This is a genomic window from Miniimonas arenae (assembly GCF_006351005.1).
In the GTDB taxonomy this organism is placed as follows: domain Bacteria; phylum Actinomycetota; class Actinomycetes; order Actinomycetales; family Beutenbergiaceae; genus Miniimonas; species Miniimonas arenae.
Genome location: NZ_VENP01000038.1, coordinates 1 through 18986, shown reverse-complemented (window position 1 = coordinate 18986; position 18986 = coordinate 1). Strand labels below are relative to the sequence as shown.

Below are 18986 nucleotides of genomic sequence, written 5' to 3'. Positions count from 1 at the left end.
CGCCCGGGAGCTGAGCTCGTCCGGTGCGTGGTGAGCCCCCTGCTCGGTACCACGTCACCGCACCCCTGCTCAGCGCCCGTGCCCTGAGCCCCCAGCCCAGCGCCCGCGGACGTTGCCTCTTCCCGCGTTCTGCCGTCCCGCGGCGGGCCCCCCGACCCCCCGCGATCTTGCAGTCTTACAGCCTTGCAGCCTTGCAGCTTCTTGCAGTCTCTCGCCTTCCCCCCGGTCGCGAGTGACGCCGCCCACCACCCCCCGCTCGCTCGCTGCCCGGGTCACCCCCACCGTGACCCGGGCAGCAGCGAGGGCTACCGTCCCGACCTGCGCCGCTGCGTGGCGGTGCGTGGTGCGGGAACGACGGAGCTGCAACGACCCCCACGTGCAGTCCGACTCGGCATGGTGGGAGGCTAACCGGCCCCGCGTGAGCCGCACCATTGGGTGAATTACCTAGAAGTTGCTGAAGCATCCGGCCATCACCTAGGTGATCGAGCGATCAGACGGGCGAGGGCCTGAGTGGGGCAGGTGAACGGCGCGGCGGAGCATTGCCGAGCGTCGTCGTCGGCGCGTCGTCTGCCCACATCGGCGCATCGGCTGCGCCCGCCGGCTGCATCCATCGGTTGCGCCCATCGGCGCGTCACCAGCGCGTCGTCACGCGGCGTACGGCGTGTCGATCGGGGCGCGCGATCTCGCGTTGACAGGTCGATGTCGTACCCGTGTACTAGAACAATCTGCATCGAACAGATGTTCGGTGCGCCCGGGAAGGACCCGGTGCGGCGAGACGAGGTGAGACATGACGGCGCAGCTCGCCACCCGAGCAGAACGGCTGGACCTGGTCAGGCGCGCCCTCGTGCAGGCCGAGACGGCGACGGGGGTCAGACACGTGGACTGGGCGGCGGCCGCCCCACCGTCCGCGTCGCCCGGCGAGTCGGTGGCGAGCGGCGCTCGGTCTCCGGGAGACCAGCGAGCGGCGCGTCGTGAGCCGGACGCGGCGCCGTCGGGGGACAGGACCGTCCCGGCCAGGTTCGACGGCGGGTGGCTCGCGGTTCCCCCGGTCCTGCGCGGCGTCGTCCCGCACGGTGCGGTGCGACGCGGGTCGAGCCTGAGCGTGCTCGGGTCGACCACGCTGCTGCTGCACGTCGTCGCGTCCCTCGCGGAGCACGGCGGGTGGACGGCCGTCGTCGGACATCCCGACCTCGGCCTGGCCGCGGCCCTGGACGCCGGGCTCGACCCGTCCCGCCTGGTCCTGGTCCCCGATCCCGGGCCGTCGGCGCCGGAGGTGATCGGCGCCGTCGTGGACGGCTTCGACGTGGTCGTGGTGGGTCGGGCGGCGCTCGGCGATCGGGACCGGCGCGCCATCGGTCAGCGGGTGCGCCACCGCGGTGCGGTGCTGGTGAGCACGCTCCCGTGGCCGGGCGCGGAGGTCAGCCTCGAGGCGGGGGAGAGCGCGTGGTACGGCCTGGCCACGGGGCGCCTCACCGAGGCGCAGATCGTGGTGCGCGCGACCGGGCGAGCGGGCGGCGCACCACGGTCGGTGGTGCTGCGGGTGCGCGAGCACGACGGCGGAACCCGCCTTCTGCCCGACGTCACCTCGGTCGGTACGGAGGTCGGCACGGAGGTCGCGGGGAACGGTGCCGGTGCCGGGGTCGTGGCGCTCGTCGCGTCCACGGGATCGGCCGAGCTCGAGAGGATGGCCGGCTGATGGCGTCGTTGCCGGAGCAGAGCACGGCGGCACGTGCCGACGTGGCCCCGCGGCTCGGGGTGCTGTGGGTCCCGGACTGGCCGGTGGTCGCCGTCGCCACCGAGCGCCAGCTCCCGGCGGACCTCCCGGTCGCGGTGCACGACGCGCGAGGCGTCCTCGCGGCGTCCGCCCCCGCCCGCGCCCTCGGGGTGCGTCGCGGGATGCGCCGACGCAGCGCCCAGGAGATCTGCCCCGAGCTGGTGCTGGTGCCGGCGGATCCCGGTCGGGACGTGCGCGCGTTCGAGGAGGTGGTGCAGACGATCGAGGGCCTGGTCGCCGACCTCGAGGTGGTCCGGCCCGGGATGGTGCTGTTCGCCGCGGCCGGTCCGAGCCGCTACCTCGGCGGGGAGTCGGCGCTCGGGGACGCGCTCGTCGGCGCCGTGGCGGACGAGGTGGGGGTCGAGTGCCAGGTCGGGGTCGCCGAGGGCTATCTCACGGCGGTGCTCGCGGCGCGCGACGGCGTCACGGTCGCGCCGGGGACGGCGCGGGAGTTCCTCGCCGGCCGGGACGTACGCGCCCTGCTGCACGCCGCCACCACCCGTGAGGCGAGCGCGGCGTGGACCGACCTCGTGGACCTGCTGCGTCGGCTCGGCCTGATGCGGCTTGGGGACGTGGCCGCGCTGCGGTCCGCCGACGTCGCCGCCCGGTTCGGTGAGCTGGGGGTGCAGGCACACCGGCTCGCCCGCGGGCTGGACGCCCGGCGGCCCGTCGTGCACCGGCCGGACCCCGACATCGCGGTCCGCGCCGACCTCGACCCGCCGGCCGCGCGGATCGACACCGCCGCCTTCGCGGCCCGTCGGCTCGCGGAGGACCTGCAGAGCAGGCTCATGCGGCGCGGCGCGGTGTGTGCGCGCCTGGCGGTGACCGCGCGCGCCACGACCGGGGCGGAGCTGACCCGCACCTGGCGGATCGAGGGTGCCCTCACGGTCAGCGAGCTCACCGACCGCGTGCGGTGGCAGCTCGAGGGGTGGCTCGGGGGCCGCAGCGGCCGGGCACCGAGCGCACCGCTCGCGCGGATCGAGCTGCACGCGCAGGAGGTCAGCGCGGCGGGCATGGCTCAGGACGGGCTGTGGGGGAGGCGAGCGCGCGGGGAGCTCCAGGCGTCGCGGGCGGCCCTGCGCGTGCAGGGGCTGCTCGGTCCGGAACGCGTGCTCGTGCCGGTCCGCGAGGGTGGTCGGGCGCCACGGGATCGCGTGCGCCTGGTGGCGTGGGGGGACGAGACCACGCCACTGCGTCGGCCGGACGCGCCCTGGCCGGGCAGCATCCCCCCGCCGCTGCCGAGCGTGGTCCCGCTGGACCCGCCGCGAGTGCAGCTGCGGGACGCCGTCGGGTCCGACGTCACGGTGGACGCGCGCGGTCGGCTCCTCGGCGTGCCCGCCACGTTGCACGTGACGGCGGGACCGGCGGCTGCCGCATCGCGGGGGCGCGGTGCCGCGGCGCGACCGGGTGCCGGCGGCGCCGCTGGTGCCGGCGGCGCCGCTGGCGCCGGCGGCGTCGCGGCGCGACCTGGTGCGGGTGGTGCGGCAGGCGCGGGTGGCGTGGGCTGGCTCGTCCCCGGGGTCCATCGCGTGCTCACGAGCGCAGGCCCGTGGCAGGTCACCGAGCGGTGGTGGACCGCACGCGGCCGGGCGGGAGCCTGGCTTCAGGTCGAGGTGGCCCGGGTCGGGGAAGGCGTCGTCGACGACGGGGCCGTGCGAGGTGCGGCCGAGCGAGAGGGTGTCGTCCGAGACGGGGTCGTGCGGAGCGGAGCTGCCCGGGGCGGGGTCGTGCTGCTCGCCTTCCACGACGGCGCCTGGTGGGTGGAGGGCGTTCATGACTAGGGGCTTCCCGTCCGCGCGCGTTCCGTATGCCGAGCTGCACAGCCACTCCGCGTTCAGCTTCCTCGACGGTGCCAACCAGCCCGAGGAGCTGGTGGCCGAGGCCGTACGGCTGGAGCTGGACGCCCTCGCTCTCACCGACCACGACGGCCTCTACGGCGTCGTCCGGTTCTCGAAGGCGGCGCGCGCGGCCGAGCTGCCGGTGGTGCTGGGGGCCGAGCTGAGCCTGGCGGAGCGCACGGCCACCACCGGCGTGCCGGACCCGGACGCCACCCATCTCGTGGTCCTCGCCCGCGGGATCGAGGGCTACACACGGCTCTCCCGGGCCATCGCCACCGCGCATCTGGCCACCGGGCGCAAGGGTGAGTGCGACTACGGCCGCGGCGTGGGGCTGGACCCGATGGAGGTGCTCGCCGAGCAGGCGGGGGGTCACTGGCTCGTGCTCACCGGGTGTCGCAAGGGACCCGTCCGCAGGGCGCTCGAGCCGGCCCCGCGACGCTTCGACGTCCCGTCCGCCCGCGCCGAGCTCGATCGACTCACCGCGCTGTTCGGCCGGGACAACGTCGCGGTCGAGGTGACCGACCACGGCCGACCGGACGATCCCGAGCGGTGCGACGTGCTGGTCGAGCTCGCACGGGGCGCCGGCCTGCCCGCCGTCGTGACCGGTGCGGTGCATGCCGCGCGGCCCCGCGACGCTGCGCTCGCGGACGTGCTCGCGGCCGTCCGCGCGCGCGCCACCCTCGACGAGATCGACCCCTGGCTGCCCCCGGCCCCGGCGCACCTGCGCTCGGGTGTCGAGATGCTCGCCCGGCATCACCGCCACCACGAGGCGGTGGCCGCGGCCGCCCGGCTCGGCGCGGAGTGCGCCGTCGACCTCGAACTGGTCGCCCCCAACCTGCCACCGCACCCTGTGCCGGAGGGGCACACCGAGGCGAGCTGGCTGCGCGCCCTCACGATGCGGGGCGCCCGGCAGAAGTACGGACCGCCCGGGTCCCCCCGCCACCCCCAGGCGTACCCGACCCTGGAGAAGGAGCTCGAGCTCATCACCCGGCTGGACTTCCCGGGCTACTTCCTCATCGTGGCCGAGATCGTGGACTTCTGCCGCAGCCGCGGGATCCTGTGCCAGGGCCGAGGCAGCGCGGCGAACTCGGCCGTCTGCTACGCGCTCGGCATCACCGCCGTCGACGCCGTGCAGCACCGGCTGCTCTTCGAGCGGTTCCTCTCCGACGGTCGTGCCGGCCCGCCGGACATCGACCTCGACATCGAGTCCGGCAGGCGGGAGGAGGCGATCCAGTTCGTCTACGACCGCTACGGCCGCGAGTACGCGGCGCAGGTGGCCAACGTCATCTCCTACCGACCGCGCTCCGCGGTGCGCGACGCCGCCCGCGCGTTCGGCTACGACATCGGGCAGCGCGACGCCTGGTCCAAGGGCCTGGAGCGGTGGGGGAGCCTGCGCGGCACCGCCCCCAGCAGCCCGTGGTGGCAGGGGGAGTCGCCCGACCGCGCCCCCTCGGACCGTGACGCCGGCCGTGCCGCCGCCGTTCCCGCCCCACGGGAGAAGGGCGTCGACCCGCACGACCCGGCCCCGCCGCGGCACGCCCCCGCCAGCGCGCAGGACATCGGCGAGATCCCCGAGCACGTCATCGACGTCGCCGAGCGGATGCTGCGCCTCCCGCGGCACCTCGGCATCCACTCCGGCGGCATGGTGATGTGCGACCGCCCCGTCATCGAGGTCTGCCCCGTGGAGTGGGCCACCATGCCGGGCCGCACCGTGCTGCAGTGGGACAAGGACGACTGCGCCGACGCCGGGTTGGTGAAGTTCGACCTGCTCGGGCTCGGCATGCTCACCGCGCTCCGCCTCGCGTTCGACCTGGTGACCGAGACCGAGCCCGAGCTGGAGCGCCCGCTCGAGCTGCACTCCCTGCCGCAGGAGGACCCCGGCGTCTACGCGCTCCTGCAGACGGCAGACACCGTCGGGGTGTTCCAGGTCGAGTCGCGCGCCCAGATCGCCACCCTGCCGCGGCTGAAGCCCGAGTGCTTCTACGACATCGTCATCGAGGTCGCCCTCATCCGACCCGGCCCGATCCAGGGCAACTCGGTCCACCCCTTCATCCGCCGTAAGAACCACCAGGAACCGGTCACGTACCTGCACCCGCTCCTCGAACCGGCGTTGAGCAAGACCCTCGGCGTGCCGCTCTTCCAGGAGCAGCTCATGCAGATCGCGATCGACGTCGCCTCCTTCAGCGCGTCCGAGGCCGACCAGCTGCGCCGCGCGATGGGGTCGAAGCGGTCGATCGACAAGATGGAGGCGCTCAAGGACCGGCTCATGCAGGGGATGGCGGACAACGGCGTCTCCCGCGACGTCGCCGCTCAGATCTACGACAAGCTGAAGGCGTTCGCCGACTTCGGCTTCCCCGAGTCGCACGCGTTCTCGTTCGCCTACCTCGTCTACGCGTCCACCTATCTCAAGCGCTACCACCCGGAGGCGTTCTACGCCGGGCTGCTCGGCGCCCAGCCGATGGGGTTCTACTCCCCGGCCTCGCTCGTGGCCGATGCGCGGCGGCACGGCATCGTGGTGCGCCGCGCCACGGTGGCCGACTCGCGCGTGCACGCGCACGTCGAGCACATCGGTCGCCCCCCCGACGCTCCCGACGGCGTGCCCGACGGCGAGCGCGGCCTCGTCCCGCGGCCCACCTTCGCGCGGGCCACTTGGCTGGAGGACGCGGGCCGGCTCGCCGAGAGTGACCACGACACCGACACGGTCACGTGGGACGTCCCCGACGACGACCCGGCGGACCACCCGGGTCCCGCAAGCGTCGCAGCCATGCCGGCCGTCCCGGTCGGTGCCGGTTCGCCCGGAACCGACCGCCCGGACCCCACCGGCATCGCAGGCAGCCTCGCCGACCCGGGCGACTCAGCCGAACCGGGCGATGGTGCGCCGCACGACGGCGAGGAAGCCTCCTCGGGCGCCGCTCGCCGTCGGGCCTTCGCCGTGCGGCTGGGGCTCGCCCCGATCCGGGGCATCGGCGTGCGGACGGCCGAGCGGATCGTCACGGCGCGCGAGCACGCGCCGTTCACCGACGCCGCCGACCTCGCCCGTCGTGCCCGACTGAGCGCTGCCCAGCTCGAGGCGCTGGCCACGGCCGGTGCGCTGCGCTGCTTCGGCGGCACCCGTCGTCAGGCGCTCTGGACGGCCGGTGCGCTCGCCGACGAGGGAGGCCGCTCCAGCAGCGTGGCCGGCAGCACCTGGGTCCAGGACGTCCTCGTCGGCACGACGGTCGGCACGCAGGCGCCCCCGCTGCCCGGCATGGGCGCGGCCGAGACGGCCGTCGCCGACGTCTGGGCCAGTGGCGTCTCACCGGACCACCACCCCACGCACTTCAGCCGGCCACGACTGCGTCGCGAGGGGGTGCGCCCGGTCAGCTCGCTCGTCATGGTCCAGGACGGGACACGCGTAGAGGTCGGCGGGGTGGTGACGCACCGTCAGCGCCCCGGCACCGCGCAGGGCGTCACGTTCCTCTCGCTGGAGGACGAGACCGGGATGCTCAACGTGGTCTGCTCGGCGGGTCTGTGGGCGCGGCACCGCCGCACCGCAGTGCGCAGTCGTGGACTGATCGTCCGCGGCGTCGTGGAGCGCACCGACGGGGTGGTGAACCTGCTGGCGGACGGGATGCGTCCGCTCCCGCTCAGCGTCGCGACGTCGTCCCGGGACTTCCAGTGAGGCCGACGGGAACCCGAGGCCCCACCGGTGTGACGCCCGGCGCGGTTGGGAGGGGGTGAACCGCGCGGGGTGTCACACGGGCGGGGTGCGCGGGATGGCTCAGTGCGCCTCCTCCGCCGACCGTGAGCTGCTGAGGCTGAGCGAACGGCCCACCGCGATGATCCCCACGACCACGGCGAGCACGGTGTACACGATCCGCTCACCATGGAAGAAGGACGCCACGAGCTCGCTGCTCCACACCCCGTCGGGCAGGACGGTGGTGACGAGGACCGCGATCAGCGTGCCGACCACAGCCGTGCCCAGGCTCGTGCCGACCTCCTGCGCGGTGTCGTTGAGTGCGGCGCCGAGCGACGTGCGGTTCTCGGGCATCGCATCGACGAGCGCGACGGCGCAGATGGTCATCACCGTGCGCAGCCCGATGGTGAACGTGACCATGAGCGCAGCGATGGCGACGTACCCGTGCTCGACACCCCAGGCGAAGCCCGCGAGCGAGCCCGCGAGCAGCACCGAGCCGACGAGGCAGGCGATCCGATGGCCGAACCTGCGCGCGAGCGCCTCCGAGATCGGGGTCGCGGCGACCATCGTGACGATGAGCGGGAGGTTCGCGAGACCCGCCCGCATCGGGCTCCAGCCGAACGCGTACTGGAAGTGCAGGATCATGCCGAACATCACGCCGGCCATCGCGACGGAGGTGCCGATCTGGGCGATGCTCGCGCCACGCACGATCCCGCTGCGGAAGACGGAGAGGTCGAGCATCGGCTGGGCAGCGGTGCGCTCACGCCAGACGAACCCGCCCAGCGCGAGGACTGCACCCACCCCGAGGGCCCACGTGATCGGCGATCCCCAGCCGTGCTCGACCCCGCTGGTGGCCGTGTAGCAGACGAGGCCGATCGTGGCGATGCTCAGGGCCGAGCCCGCCAGGTCCAGCCGGTCGCTCGTGAGCCCGGCCGGATCGTCGGCAGCGACGCCCCGGCGCACCCCGATCCAGGCGAGCAGGGCGATCGGTGCGTTGGCGAGGAGCAGCCACTGCCAGCTGAGATGAGCGAGAACCGTGCCACCGAGCAGCGGACCCAGCACGAAGCCGCTCATGCCGACCACGATCATCACGGTCATCGCCCGCATCTGCAGCTCCTGGGAGTCGAAGAGCCGGAAGACGAGCGAGTTGGTGATCGGGGCCATCGCGGCGGCGGCGATGCCGAGCGCGGCACGGAGCGCGACGAGCTGACCGGACGTGTGCACGGCGAGCACGAGGAGGCTGAGGGCGCCGAACGCCGCCAGACCCCAGAGCAGGACCGTGCGGCGGCCGATCCGGTCGGCAGCAGACCCAGCCGTGAGCAGGAGCCCGCCGAAGGTGAGCGAGTAGGCGCCGGTGACCCACTGCAACGCCGTCGTGCCGGCACCGAGGTCACGGCCGATCGTCGGTAGCGCGATCGTGAGCAGGGTGTTGTCGACCATCTCGACGAAGAACGCGAGGCACAGGGCAGCCAGGGGCATCCAGGCCGCTCGGAGGGACGAGTAGCTCAGCTGCCGGGACGGGACGAACGACGTGGTGCTGAGGGTGCTGGTCATGACGTCCTCCTATCGAACGGCGTTCGAGTATCGAACGCTGTTCGAGACTCTAGAACGTCGTTCGATAGAGTGCAACCGTGACCGGTGGAGATGTGACGGACCAGACGTCCAAAGCCCTCGCTGCGCGTGCCGCGAGAGTGGGTGCCCCGACCGCACCGGCCGCGACCGCACCGGCCCCGAACGCCGCGGCATCGCGGTCACGAGGCCGGCGCCGCACGAGCCACTCGCTCGACTCCGTGGTGCGCGCGGCCGTCGCCATCCTCGACGAAGAGGGCGAGCCGGCGCTCACGTTCCGCACCCTGGCGAGCCGGCTCGGCGGTGGGGTGGCCAGCATCTACTGGTACGTCTCCAGCAAGGACGAGCTGCTCGGCCGCGCTGCGGACAGCGTGCTGGCCGACATCCTCGAGGACACCGCCGACGTCGGCCGTGGGACGGATCCGCTCGCCGAGACCCGCGCGCTCATGATGGCGTTCTACCGCGCGACGGCGAGCCGACCCTGGCTCGGCGCGTGGTTCATGCGCGACGCCGGGACGCAGCCCAACGGCCTCGTCTTCTACGACCGCGTCGGACGGCAGCTCATGCGGCTCGACCTCACGGTGCGCCAGCGCTTCGATGCGGTCTCTGCGCTCATGGGGTACGCCGTCGGGGTAGCAGCGGATCGCGGTCAGGACCCGCCGCCTGAGGTGCGGGACGGTCGCGTGGACCTGGAGGACTTCGTGTCCCAATTTCGCGCGGAGATGCGGTCGAGCGACGCGGACGACTTCCCCTTCCTCCGCCAGATCGCCGACGAGTTCGCCGCGCACGACGATACCGAGCAGTTCGCCGCGGGACTGGACCTCCTCCTCGCCGGCATCGGTCTCCAGGTCGGCGCGGGTCAGGCGAAGGGAGGCTAGTCGTCGACGGCTGGCCGGGCGACGCTGCGCACCGAGGGCAGCGGCTCCTCCATCGGTGGGTCGACCGTGCGCAGCTGGCTGAACACCGTCCACGTCACCGCGATCACGGGGATCGCCACGATCGCGCCGAGCAGACCGCCGAGGAACGTGCCCGCCGTCACGCCGAGCGCGACGACCACCGGGTGCAGCGACACCTGCTTGCCCATGATGAGCGGCTGCAGGAGGTGACCCTCGATCTGGCCGATGAGTGCGATGCCCACCGTCACGATCAGCGCTGCGATGAAACCGTTGGCCGCGAGTGCGACGACCGCGGCGACGATCATCGCAGCGGGTGCACCGATCAGCGGGATGAACGCCCCGATGAAGACCAGCACCGCGAGCGGGGCCGCGAGCGGCACCCCCACGATCGTGAGCAGAAGATAGGCGAGGATCCCGTCGATGACGGCGATGATCACCGTCCCGCGGGCGTAGCCGGCGAACGTGTACCAGCCCGCGCCTGCCGCGCTGTGCATCGTCATCCGGTTGCGCGACGGCAGCTGGTTGATGAACCAGACCCACATCTTCGGCCCGACGGCGAGGAAGAAGATCGTGGTGAAGGTGCCGAGCGCGAGCACCGTGAAGACCTCGAACACCCCGCCGGCGTTCGCGAAGACCGTGCTGGCGATGTCGCCGGAGTGCTGCAGCAGCCACGTCTGGCCGTCCGAGATCCACCCCGTGATGTCGTCGTTGGTGATCTTCCAGGGCAGCGGACCGTTCTGCAGCCAGTCGACGATCTGGTTGATGCCGTTGTTGAACTGCCGCGCGAGCGAGGAGGCCTGCATCGAGACGGAGTAGACGACGTACGTGAGCAGGCCGAGGAAGAACAGGATCGAGAACACCAGCGAGAGGGCGGTCGCGAGCGCCCGGGGCATGAAGCGTGCGAGGAACGTGACCGCCGGTTCGAGCACCGACGTGATCACCAGGGCGAGGAACACCGCGACGAGGACGAGCTTGACCTGAAGGACGGCGAAGACCGTGATCGCGACCGCCGCGACCACCACGAGGAAACGCCACGAGTAGCCACCGGCCTTCACGAGCCACAGCGGCGTCCCGTCACCGAGACTGGCGGCGGACACCACCTGGTCGTGGCCTCCCCGACGCGACGCGCGACCGGGCCGCATGGTCTGGGAGCCCTGCTCGGTGACCCAGCGCGATCGCTGTCCGCTGCGCGCGGCTCCTCGGCTGGACGCGGAACCCGACGACGCCGTGTCCACCGCCGCATCGACGACGTCGGACTCGTCTCGGTCGTGCTGCGTTACTCCCTGTCGGGCGAATGCCCGGCGGACCCCTGCGGAGTTGAGCCTCATGGTGTCTGAACCTACGCCCCGTCCGGGGGAACGGCTCCGAACGCGCCGCGACCAGCTACGCCCGCGCACTGCTGCGGGGTCTGGCCAGGCGCTCAGCCGTGCGGCTACGCGCGCGACGGGTCGAGCAGCGCGACGGTCGAGCGCCACGCCCGGGCCTCCGCCCACTGCCGCGGGAGCTCGAGCTCCTCGCGCTGATCGGCGGGCGTGGTCGCCGCGAGCCACAGGTTGGACTCCACGCGCCGGGCGAACGACCACGCCGCCACGCGCCACGCCTCGACCTCGAGCAGGGGCGCGACGGCGGAGCAGCGGCGGGCGAGCTCCGCCGGCACGTCGCGGGCCGCGAACGGGTCGCCGACCTGCTCGAGCAGAGGCCACGGGTCGAACGCCGGGTCGCCCACCACCGGTTTGGGGTCGATCGCCACCCAGCGCGTGCGGTGCTCGTCCTCGGCGGCGAGCACGTTGCCCGGGTTGAAGTCGCCGTGCAGCAGGGCACGGCGAGTCGTCGTCGCCGGCAGCTCGGCAAGCAGCGTGACCGTGTCCGCCACGAGGTCGCGGTCGGCGCCGGCCCACGGCATCGCCTCGGCTCTCTGCGCCACGAGCTGCGCCCACGCGCGGGTCGTGGCGCCGAGGTCCTCGAAGGCGTGCCGCTCCGGCAGCGGCACGGCGTGCAGCTCGGCGAGGGTGCGGGCTCCGGTGCGCAGCGCCTGCTCGGTTGGCCAGAGCGACGCCGCAAGCGGGGTGCCCGGGATGACCGCCTCCATGAGCAGCGCCCAGTCGTCGGGCTCGACGTCGACGAGCCGGGGCGCACCGTGCCCGTGCCAGTGCATGAGGCCGTCGGCCTCGCGGGCGGCCTCGGGGTGCGGGTACGTGATCTTGAGGACCCAGCGCCAGGTCCGGCCACCACGCGGGCGCGCCAGAGCGGTCCAGCTTGCGCTGCCCGCCGAGAACGGCGGGGCCAGCTCGAGGTCCCACCGCTCGACGGCGCGGGCGAGGAGGTGAGGAACGCGCGCGAGCCAGGCTGCGCCCTCGGGCGTCGCGACCAGGCGCGCCAGGCCGTCGGGGAGGCTCGCGGGCAGGCCGGGGGATCCGGTCACGCGCCCCCCACGTAGTCCGCACGCCGCCACAGCTCGTACAGCGCGACCGTGGCGGCGTTCGCGAGGTTGAGCGAGCGCAGCCCCGGGCGCATCGGGATCCGGACCCGCGCGGTGACCCGGGGGTCCTCGAGCACGTGGTCGGGCAGTCCGGTCGGTTCGGGGCCGAAGAGCAGGACGTCGCCCAGCGCGAGGTCGGCGTCGGCCAGGGTGACGTCCGTGTTCGCGGTGAAGGCCCACACGCTCGGCGTCGAGGCGCCTGTGCCCGTGCCCGTGCCCCCGCCCGTGCCCGCGCGTCCGCCCACCGCTGACTCGGCGTCGGCCCCGCCGGCCACTCCGTCGGCCCCGTCGGCCACCCCGACCCCGCACGCCGCGAGCGCGTCGTCGAGGTCGGGGTGCAGCTCGACGTGCGCGAGGTCGTGGTAGTCCAGCCCGGCGCGCCGCAGCTTCGCCTCGGACATGTCGAACCCGAGCGGCTCGACGAGGTGCAGCACCGCGCCGGTCAGTGCGGCGAGCCGGATCGCGGCGCCGGAGTTGCCGGGGATGCACGGCTCGTAGAAGACGACGTGCGCGATCGGACGGCGGGTGCGCTCGGGAGCGGCGTGCGGCTGGGACATCGGTTCGATCGTAGGACCGGGCGATTGCCGGTCAGCGCTCGGGCCAGCGCCAGGGCGGCTGCTCGAGCGTCCCGAGGCCCGCGACCCGGGTCTCTCCGCCCTCCTTGACGAGCTCGACGCCTTCGGCGCCGTGTCGCGCGAGGGCGTCCGAGAGCGCCGAGGCGTGCGTGACGACGAGGATCTGTGTCTCCTGAGCGGCGTCGGCGATGAGGGCAGCCAGGGGCGCGAGCAGCGTCGGGTGCAGGCTGCCCTCGGGCTCGTTGAGGACGAGCAGCTCCGGGGGTCGGGGCGAGAGCAGGGCGGCCGCGAGCATGAGGAAGCGCAGCGTGCCCTCCGACAGCTCCGGAGCCCGCACGGGCCGCAGCAGGCCGGGCTGGCGCAGAACCAGCTCGAGGTGCCCGGTGCCCGCGCCCTCGTGCCCGACACGCACGTCGCCGTGCCCGAGCCGCACGTCGCGCACCTCGATGCTCGACCCGTCGAGCGCGCGGGCCACGGCCGCCGCCAGCACGTCCGCGCGGCCGATCTCCTCGATGGTGGCGAGCGTCGCGGCGAGGTTCGCGCCGTCGTCGGCGAGCACCGTCGAGCGCACGGCGACCTGCGGGCGGCGGGCGGGTGCGCCGTCGTCCACGCGCAGCTGGTCGTGGAACCGCCAGCGCCCCAGCATCCGGCGCACCCCGACCACCTCCGGGCTCGTACGCGCGTCGGCGAGCTCGGTGAGGATCGACGCGCTCGCCGCGACCGGGTCCGGCACGGGCTCCCAACCGCCGTCGCCGCGCTGCCGCACGCGCGCCCCTCGGCGCTCCACGAGCACGCTCGCGGGCCGCGCGAAGGAGCCGGCAAACACCACCTCGGCCTTCACTGAGGGATCGTGCGGGAACCGCCCGGCCTCGCTCGGCGTCGGGAGCCCGAGGTCGACGGCGTAGCCCAGCTCGTCGGTGCCCACACCCAGCAGCAGGCGCACGGGACCGGACCGCACGGTGCCCTGCACGGGGACCTCCCCGCGGCGCATGGCGCCGCGGGGGTTCTCCGGCCCGGCCCAGCGCAGCGCCTCGAGGCCGCCGGACCGGGCGACGTCGCGGACGAGGTCGCCCTCGGCGGCCGACGCCAGCAGGCGCAGCGCACGGTAGAGGCTGGACTTGCCCGCGCCGTTCGCGCCCGTGACGACCGTGAGCGGCGCGAGCGGCAGCACGACGTCACGCAGGGAGCGGTAGCCGGCGACGGCGACGGTCGTCAGCACGGCGGCACCTCCACGCTGGGCACGGGCGGGAACGGATGGGGACGGGCGGCGGACGGGGAGCCGACGCGCGTCACGAGCTGAAGATGACGGTCCCGTACTTGAGCAGGATCGCGATGATGATGCCCGCGATGAGCACGGTGGGGATCACGAGGTCCAGGCCGATCCGGACGAGCCGGTCCGCGGCCGCCTGTGCGCGTGCACCGAGGAACAGGTTCTTCTCCACCACGTTGATGTGCAGCATCGTGAAGAACGTGACCGTGGTGAACACGGTGATGAGCAGGCACCACGGGCACAGCGCGCCGATGTAGACGTAGGACTGGTAGAAGAGCCAGTACGCGAAGATCAGGCCGAGGGTGTAGCCGATCTGGGCCGCGAACATGAACCAGCGCGGGAAGCGCACCCCGGAGAAGCCCGCGACGGCGATGGTCAGCACCACCGGCTCGGTCGCCAGCCCGATGAACGCGTTCGGGAACCCGAAGAACTGCGCCTGCCACGACTGGGCGACGGTTCCGCAGCTGATCGCCGCGTTGATGTCGCAGCCCAGCACCGCGTCCGGGTTCAGCGCGAGGTGGTACGCCTCGACCGACAGGACCGCCGAGGCGATGATGCAGGCGATCGCCGAGAGGCCCATGAGCGCGAACAGGAAGCTGTGGGAGTGCCGCCACCCGACGAAGCGTCCGGCGCCGTCGGCCACGGTCAGGTCGTCGTCGAGCTCGTCGTCGTACGCGTCGTCGAGGTCGTCGTCACCGTCGGCGACCTCGTGCGGGTCGAGCGTCCCCTCGGAGCCGAGGGCGTCGTCGGGCTGAGCGGGCGGCGCGGTGGAGGTCACGATCCAAGAATGCCTCACGGAGGCTGGGAGAACCCTGGGTCCATCGGTCCCTGACGGGACGTCGGTGGACGGTCGCGAGGCTTGGGCCGGTGCACCCGCCCAGGTGCCCGGCAGTTGCGAGCAGCCGCAAGGTGCGAGGATCACGCGCATGAGCACTCCGAGCACTCCGAGCAGCCCCGGCGCAGCGAGCGCGCCCGCCGACGACATCGCCTCGATCCCCACGCCCGACGGCGAGCTCCCCGTCCGGCTGTACCTCCCGTCGTCGGGCACGGGACCGGGCCTGGTGCTCGTGCAGGAGATCTTCGGGGTCTCCCGCTACGTCGAGGCGCGCGCCGCCGACCTCGCGGCCCTCGGCTACGTCGTGGCCGTGCCCGAGCTCTACTGGCGGATCGGGCTCGCGGCGACACCGGAGGACGGCGACATCCAGGACGTCCTCGGCGCCGGCATGTCCGCCGCCGAACGGCTCGGCCTCGAGCACGCCGTCGCCGACACCGACCGCACGCTCGCCTGGCTGCCCACGCACCCCGCGGTCACCGGGCCCGTCGGGCTGATCGGGTTCTGCTTCGGCGGGGGAGTCGCGTTCGCCGTCGCCGCGGCGCGGGCCGCCGACCCCGACGCGGCAGACCCGGCCGTGCTCGTGTCGTACTACGGCTCGTCGATCCCGGCGCAGGCCGAGGCCGACGCCGAGCGCGCCGGCGCCGTCACCGTGCCGAGCCTGCACCACTGGGGCGAGGTCGACGCCTTCATCCCGGGCGAGGCGCAGGAGGCGACGCGCGCGGTGCTCGACGGCGAGCACCCCCTCGAGTGGTTCACCTACCCGGGCGCGAACCACGCCTTCGACAACCCCCACCCGGCCTTCCACCACGCCGACGCGTCGGCGCTGGCCTGGGAGCGCACGAAGGCGTTCCTCGCCGCGCACCTGCCGGTCGCCTGACCGCGTCGCCGGGTCAGGGAACGCTCGTGGCGACCGTCCTTCTCGTCCGGCACGGCCGGACCACCGCCAACGCCTCCGGGCTGCTCGCCGGGCGCACCCCGGGCGTCGAGCTCGACGAGTCCGGGCGCACGCAGGCCGGCGACGCCGGCCGGCGGATCGCGGCGCTGCCGCTGGCCGACGTCGTGAGCAGCCCGCTCGAACGGTGCCGACAGACCGCCACGGCGATCCTCGCCCAGCAGCCGGCCGACGGCGCGGGCGAGGTGGTCGTGGAGGACGACCTCACGGAGTGCGACTACGGCCAGTGGCAGGGCCGGGCGCTCGCGGAGCTCGCGAAGGAGCCGCTCTGGGAGGTCGTGCAGAACCAGCCGTCGGCGGCGGCGTTCCCCGGTGGTGAGTCGATGGCGCGGATGCAGGCGCGCGGCGTCGCGGCCGTCCGGTCGCACGACGCGCGCGTCGTGAGCGCCGCCGGACCGCAGGCCGTCTGGGTGGCGGTGAGCCACGGCGACGTGATCAAGGCGGTGCTCGCCGACGCGCTCGGGATGCACCTCGACGTCTTCCAACGGCTCGACGTCGCCCCGGCCTCGATCTCGATCGTGCGTTACGGCGGCCCGCGGCCCCACGTGCTCGGCGTCAACACGCTGGCCGGCGACCTGTCCTGGCTCGGCGCGGGCGCACCCGAGGCGCCGCAGGTCGGCGGCGGGGCGGGGCCGGCCGGCCGAGCCACGACCTAGCAGCACGACCTAGCATGGACACATGGCCGCTCTCGTGCACGGATTCGACTGGCCGGACCGCTTCGTCACCGGAACCGTCGGCGAACCGGGCGCCCGCACCTTCTACCTGCAGGCCGAGGAGGGCAGGCGGGTCGTGAGCGTGGCGCTGGAGAAGCAGCAGTCGGCGGCGCTCGCCGACGGCGTCGACGCCGTCCTGGACCAGCTCATGGCGGACGGGAACCCGTACGGCATCCCCGCCCAGGCGCCGGCCGGGCTCGCGGACGACGGCCCGCTCACCGAACCGGTCGAGGAGCTGTTCCGGGTCGGCGACATGCGCCTGTCGTGGGACGCCTCGACCCACCAGATCGTCGTCCAGGCGATGCGGCTGCGTACGGACGAGGAGGAGGCGACGCTCGCCGAGGCGGGTGAGCTCGCGGCACTCGCGGGCCTCGCAGGCGAGGAGCCGGTCGAGGAGATGTTCGTGGTCCGCATCCCAGTCGGTGCGGCGCGGGCGTTCGCCGCGCGCACGCGGTCGGTGATCGCACAGGGCAGGCCGCTGTGCCCGATCTGCGAGGAGCCGATGGACCCGGCTGGCCACATCTGCCCGGTCCCCGACGAGCTCGAGTGAGTGACGCCGGACCGCCGACCGGTGAGGTGGAGCTGGTCGGTCGGATCGTCTCGGCGTCGAACGCGACGTTCCTGGCCCGGCTGGACGGCGTCGACGTCGTCTACAAGCCCACGGCGGGGGAGCGGCGACTGTGGGACTTCCCCGACGCGACCCTCGCGCTGCGCGAGGTCGCCACGTACGAGGTCTCCGAGGCCCTCGGCTGGAACGTCGTGCCGCCCACGTGGCTGGGCGAGGGTCCGTACGGGCCGGGGATGCTGCAGCGATGGTGCGAGCCCGACGGCGTGGTGACGCCGGCCGTCCGCGTCGTTCCCTCTGGCGCGCCGCTCGAGCCGGGCTGGCGCCACGTGCTGGACGGGCTCGACGAGGAGGACCGCGAGGTCTCTCTGCTGCACGAGGACTCGGCGCCGCTGCGGCGGATGGCGGTGCTCGACGTCGTGACGAACAACGCCGACCGCAAGGGCGCGCACGTGCTCGAGCAGGCCGACGGGCACCGGTTCGGCGTCGACCACGGGCTCACGTTCAACGTCGAGCCACGCCTGCGCACGATCCTGTGGGGCTGGGTCGGGGAGTCGCTGCACGACGAGGAGGTCGATGGCGTGCGGCGGCTTCTCGCCGACCTCGACGGCGCGCTCGGCGCGCGGCTGGCGCAGCTGCTCGAGCCCGAGGAGGTCGAGGCGTTCGCCGCGCGCTGCGAGCGGCTGGTGCGCGAGCGGCGGTTCCCGGCGCCCGAGGGTGACATGCCGGCCATCCCGTGGCCGCCGGTGTGAGAGCGGGTCTGCCGTCGAGCGGGCCGTCGACGATGACGCCGTCGGCAGCGGAGCCACGACGCGGGATGCGCCGTCTCGGTGGGTCGGGAGGGTGGGGTCGAGGCTTCGGTGGGCGTTCGCACTGTCGGTCGAGCGGGCCGGCTCGTACCGTAGGCAGTCAAGCCCGGCTCGTCGACCGTGGAGGACCGATGACCGACTCCCGGCCCAGCTCGGCGATCCAGGCGATCGTTCTTCTCGCGGAGCCGCCTGCCGACATGGGAGTCGTGCTCTCGGCGATCCAGCCCGGCATGGGGGACCCGCTGGCCGGCACTCCTCTGCTCCCGGCCTTCGGGCTGACGGTCAACGGGGCGGACCTGCGGATCGGCGCGTTCGGTGGCGCCGTGACCAACGACCGGCTCCTCGCCGACCTCTCGGTCAGTCCGATGCGCGAGCATCTCGATCCGCACGTCGCCGCCCATCGGGGCGCCGTGACCCTCGAGATCGCACCACCGACGTCCGGGTTCTTCGGGCCGATGGTCACGTGGGCCAACGTGCTGGCGTACCTCGTGGACAACCTGGGGGCGAAGGTGGTGTGGCTGCCGCAGCAGCGGACCGTCACCACCGACGTCCTGTTCATCGGAGAGATGGAGCGGGACCCCGCGCTCGTGCTCGCCGGCGTGCACGCGATGTGGCTCGACCAGGCCGCGGGCACCTCGCTCGCCTTCAGCGCGGGGCTGCACGGGCTGGGCAGTCCCGAGGTGCAGATTCGGCGGTCGGGCGAGCCGGCGCTGCTGTACCGGCACCTGCGCCTCGCGCTCGCCGACTGCCTCCGCGCTGACCGACTGCTCGCCGTCGGGGACGTGCTCGACGTCGGTGGCGTCCACCACGAGGCCGTCGACGGCGTGAGCCTCACCTCCGGCTTGCCGGTTCTCGAGCTGGTGCCTGCCGCCGCACCCGCGCCGCGCGCGGAGCCCGCGCAGGCCGCGGCGCCCGCGGAGCCCGAGAAGAAGCGACGCCGCTGGCCGTTCGGCTGAGCCCGGATCCGCCGGTGTCGTTTCGTGGGGGTCGTTGATCGGGGCTTGATCGTCGTCGGGAGTGTGGGGCGTGTGGGGT

General features: G+C 73.7%; 15 protein-coding genes. 9 read left to right on the top strand and 6 right to left on the bottom strand.

Annotated features, from left to right (window positions below; genetic code table 11):
• Positions 1 to 787: 787 nt before the first annotated feature.
• Genes FH969_RS10420 through dnaE form a run of 3 tightly spaced genes read left to right on the top strand, consistent with a single transcriptional unit; the run spans position 788 to position 7273 of the window.
• Positions 788 to 1696, top strand: a complete 909-nt coding sequence (locus FH969_RS10420) for a hypothetical protein (protein WP_139987190.1) — start codon at positions 788 to 790, stop codon at positions 1694 to 1696.
• Positions 1696 to 3555 carry a DNA polymerase Y family protein gene (locus tag FH969_RS10415; RefSeq protein ID WP_139987189.1) on the top strand — a complete coding sequence of 620 codons (1860 nt, stop codon included), beginning with the start codon at positions 1696 to 1698 and terminating at the stop codon, positions 3553 to 3555. The genes FH969_RS10420 and FH969_RS10415 overlap by 1 nt, the downstream gene beginning before the upstream one ends.
• Positions 3548 to 7273, top strand: coding sequence for a DNA polymerase III subunit alpha (dnaE, locus tag FH969_RS10410; protein WP_246071865.1), 3726 nt, complete (start codon positions 3548 to 3550; stop codon positions 7271 to 7273). Before FH969_RS10415 ends, dnaE begins: the two co-directional genes overlap by 8 nt.
• 99 nt (positions 7274 to 7372) lie before the next feature.
• Here dnaE and FH969_RS10400 read toward each other — a convergent pair whose 3' ends face one another.
• A complete protein-coding gene (locus tag FH969_RS10400) occupies positions 7373 to 8842 on the bottom strand; it encodes an MFS transporter (RefSeq protein ID WP_139987188.1) in 1470 nt (489 codons plus the stop codon).
• Between the two features lie 236 nt (positions 8843 to 9078).
• Between FH969_RS10400 and FH969_RS10395 the strand changes: the two genes are divergently transcribed.
• Positions 9079 to 9735 (top strand): TetR/AcrR family transcriptional regulator, encoded by a 657-nt coding sequence (locus FH969_RS10395; protein WP_246071863.1) that lies wholly within the window; start codon positions 9079 to 9081, stop codon positions 9733 to 9735.
• On the opposite strand, the gene FH969_RS10390 is transcribed toward FH969_RS10395, so the two are convergent.
• The 5 genes from FH969_RS10390 to FH969_RS10365 all read right to left on the bottom strand — a co-directional run bounded on the left by FH969_RS10390 (position 9732) and on the right by FH969_RS10365 (position 14855).
• Positions 9732 to 10850 carry an AI-2E family transporter gene (locus FH969_RS10390; RefSeq protein ID WP_234417580.1) on the bottom strand — a complete coding sequence of 373 codons (1119 nt, stop codon included), beginning with the start codon at positions 10848 to 10850 and terminating at the stop codon, positions 9732 to 9734. The two genes, FH969_RS10395 and FH969_RS10390, sit on opposite strands and share 4 nt — an antisense overlap.
• Before the next feature lie 335 nt (positions 10851 to 11185).
• Entirely contained in the window at positions 11186 to 12175 is a 990-nt protein-coding gene (locus FH969_RS10385) for an aminoglycoside phosphotransferase family protein (protein WP_159096600.1), read from the bottom strand.
• Positions 12172 to 12789 carry a tRNA (cytidine(34)-2'-O)-methyltransferase gene (locus FH969_RS15800; protein WP_246071861.1) on the bottom strand — a complete coding sequence of 206 codons (618 nt, stop codon included), beginning with the start codon at positions 12787 to 12789 and terminating at the stop codon, positions 12172 to 12174. Before FH969_RS15800 ends, FH969_RS10385 begins: the two co-directional genes overlap by 4 nt.
• A gap of 31 nt (positions 12790 to 12820) precedes the next feature.
• Positions 12821 to 14026 (bottom strand): AAA family ATPase, encoded by a 1206-nt coding sequence (locus tag FH969_RS10370; RefSeq protein ID WP_108719792.1) that lies wholly within the window; start codon positions 14024 to 14026, stop codon positions 12821 to 12823.
• Between the two features lie 70 nt (positions 14027 to 14096).
• Positions 14097 to 14855 carry a vitamin K epoxide reductase family protein gene (locus FH969_RS10365; RefSeq protein WP_234417583.1) on the bottom strand — a complete coding sequence of 253 codons (759 nt, stop codon included), beginning with the start codon at positions 14853 to 14855 and terminating at the stop codon, positions 14097 to 14099.
• Positions 14856 to 15003: 148 nt separating this feature from the next.
• On the opposite strand from FH969_RS10365, the gene FH969_RS10360 reads away from it, so the two are divergent.
• The 5 genes from FH969_RS10360 to FH969_RS10340 all read left to right on the top strand — a co-directional run bounded on the left by FH969_RS10360 (position 15004) and on the right by FH969_RS10340 (position 18907).
• Positions 15004 to 15789 carry a dienelactone hydrolase family protein gene (locus FH969_RS10360; RefSeq protein WP_108719793.1) on the top strand — a complete coding sequence of 262 codons (786 nt, stop codon included), beginning with the start codon at positions 15004 to 15006 and terminating at the stop codon, positions 15787 to 15789.
• A 26-nt stretch (positions 15790 to 15815) separates the two neighbouring features.
• Positions 15816 to 16520, top strand: coding sequence for a histidine phosphatase family protein (locus tag FH969_RS10355; RefSeq protein WP_108719794.1), 705 nt, complete (start codon positions 15816 to 15818; stop codon positions 16518 to 16520).
• A 22-nt stretch (positions 16521 to 16542) separates the two neighbouring features.
• Positions 16543 to 17127 (top strand): DUF3090 domain-containing protein, encoded by a 585-nt coding sequence (locus FH969_RS10350; RefSeq protein ID WP_108719795.1) that lies wholly within the window; start codon positions 16543 to 16545, stop codon positions 17125 to 17127.
• The gene (locus tag FH969_RS10345; protein ID WP_108719796.1) at positions 17124 to 17894 is read left to right on the top strand and encodes an SCO1664 family protein; all 771 of its coding nucleotides are present in this window, start codon (positions 17124 to 17126) and stop codon (positions 17892 to 17894) included. Before FH969_RS10350 ends, FH969_RS10345 begins: the two co-directional genes overlap by 4 nt.
• Positions 17895 to 18082: 188 nt before the next feature.
• On the top strand, positions 18083 to 18907 hold the full coding sequence (locus FH969_RS10340) for a hypothetical protein (protein ID WP_108719797.1): 825 nt from the start codon (positions 18083 to 18085) through the stop codon (positions 18905 to 18907).
• The last annotated feature ends 79 nt before the right edge of the window (positions 18908 to 18986 follow it).

What these genes read in the sequence shown, in the direction of transcription:
- FH969_RS10420 (WP_139987190.1), top strand. Translation starts at nt 788, where the DNA reads ATGACGGCGCAGCTCGCCACCCGAGCAGAACGGCTGGACCTGGTCAGG.
- FH969_RS10350 (WP_108719795.1), top strand. Translation starts at nt 16,543, where the DNA reads ATGGCCGCTCTCGTGCACGGATTCGACTGGCCGGACCGCTTCGTCACC.
- dnaE (WP_246071865.1), top strand. Translation starts at nt 3,548, where the DNA reads ATGACTAGGGGCTTCCCGTCCGCGCGCGTTCCGTATGCCGAGCTGCAC.
- FH969_RS10360 (WP_108719793.1), top strand. Translation starts at nt 15,004, where the DNA reads ATGAGCACTCCGAGCACTCCGAGCAGCCCCGGCGCAGCGAGCGCGCCC.
- FH969_RS10415 (WP_139987189.1), top strand. Translation starts at nt 1,696, where the DNA reads ATGGCGTCGTTGCCGGAGCAGAGCACGGCGGCACGTGCCGACGTGGCC.
- FH969_RS15800 (WP_246071861.1), bottom strand. Translation starts at nt 12,789, where the DNA reads ATGTCCCAGCCGCACGCCGCTCCCGAGCGCACCCGCCGTCCGATCGCG.
- FH969_RS10400 (WP_139987188.1), bottom strand. Translation starts at nt 8,842, where the DNA reads ATGACCAGCACCCTCAGCACCACGTCGTTCGTCCCGTCCCGGCAGCTG.
- FH969_RS10340 (WP_108719797.1), top strand. Translation starts at nt 18,083, where the DNA reads ATGACCGACTCCCGGCCCAGCTCGGCGATCCAGGCGATCGTTCTTCTC.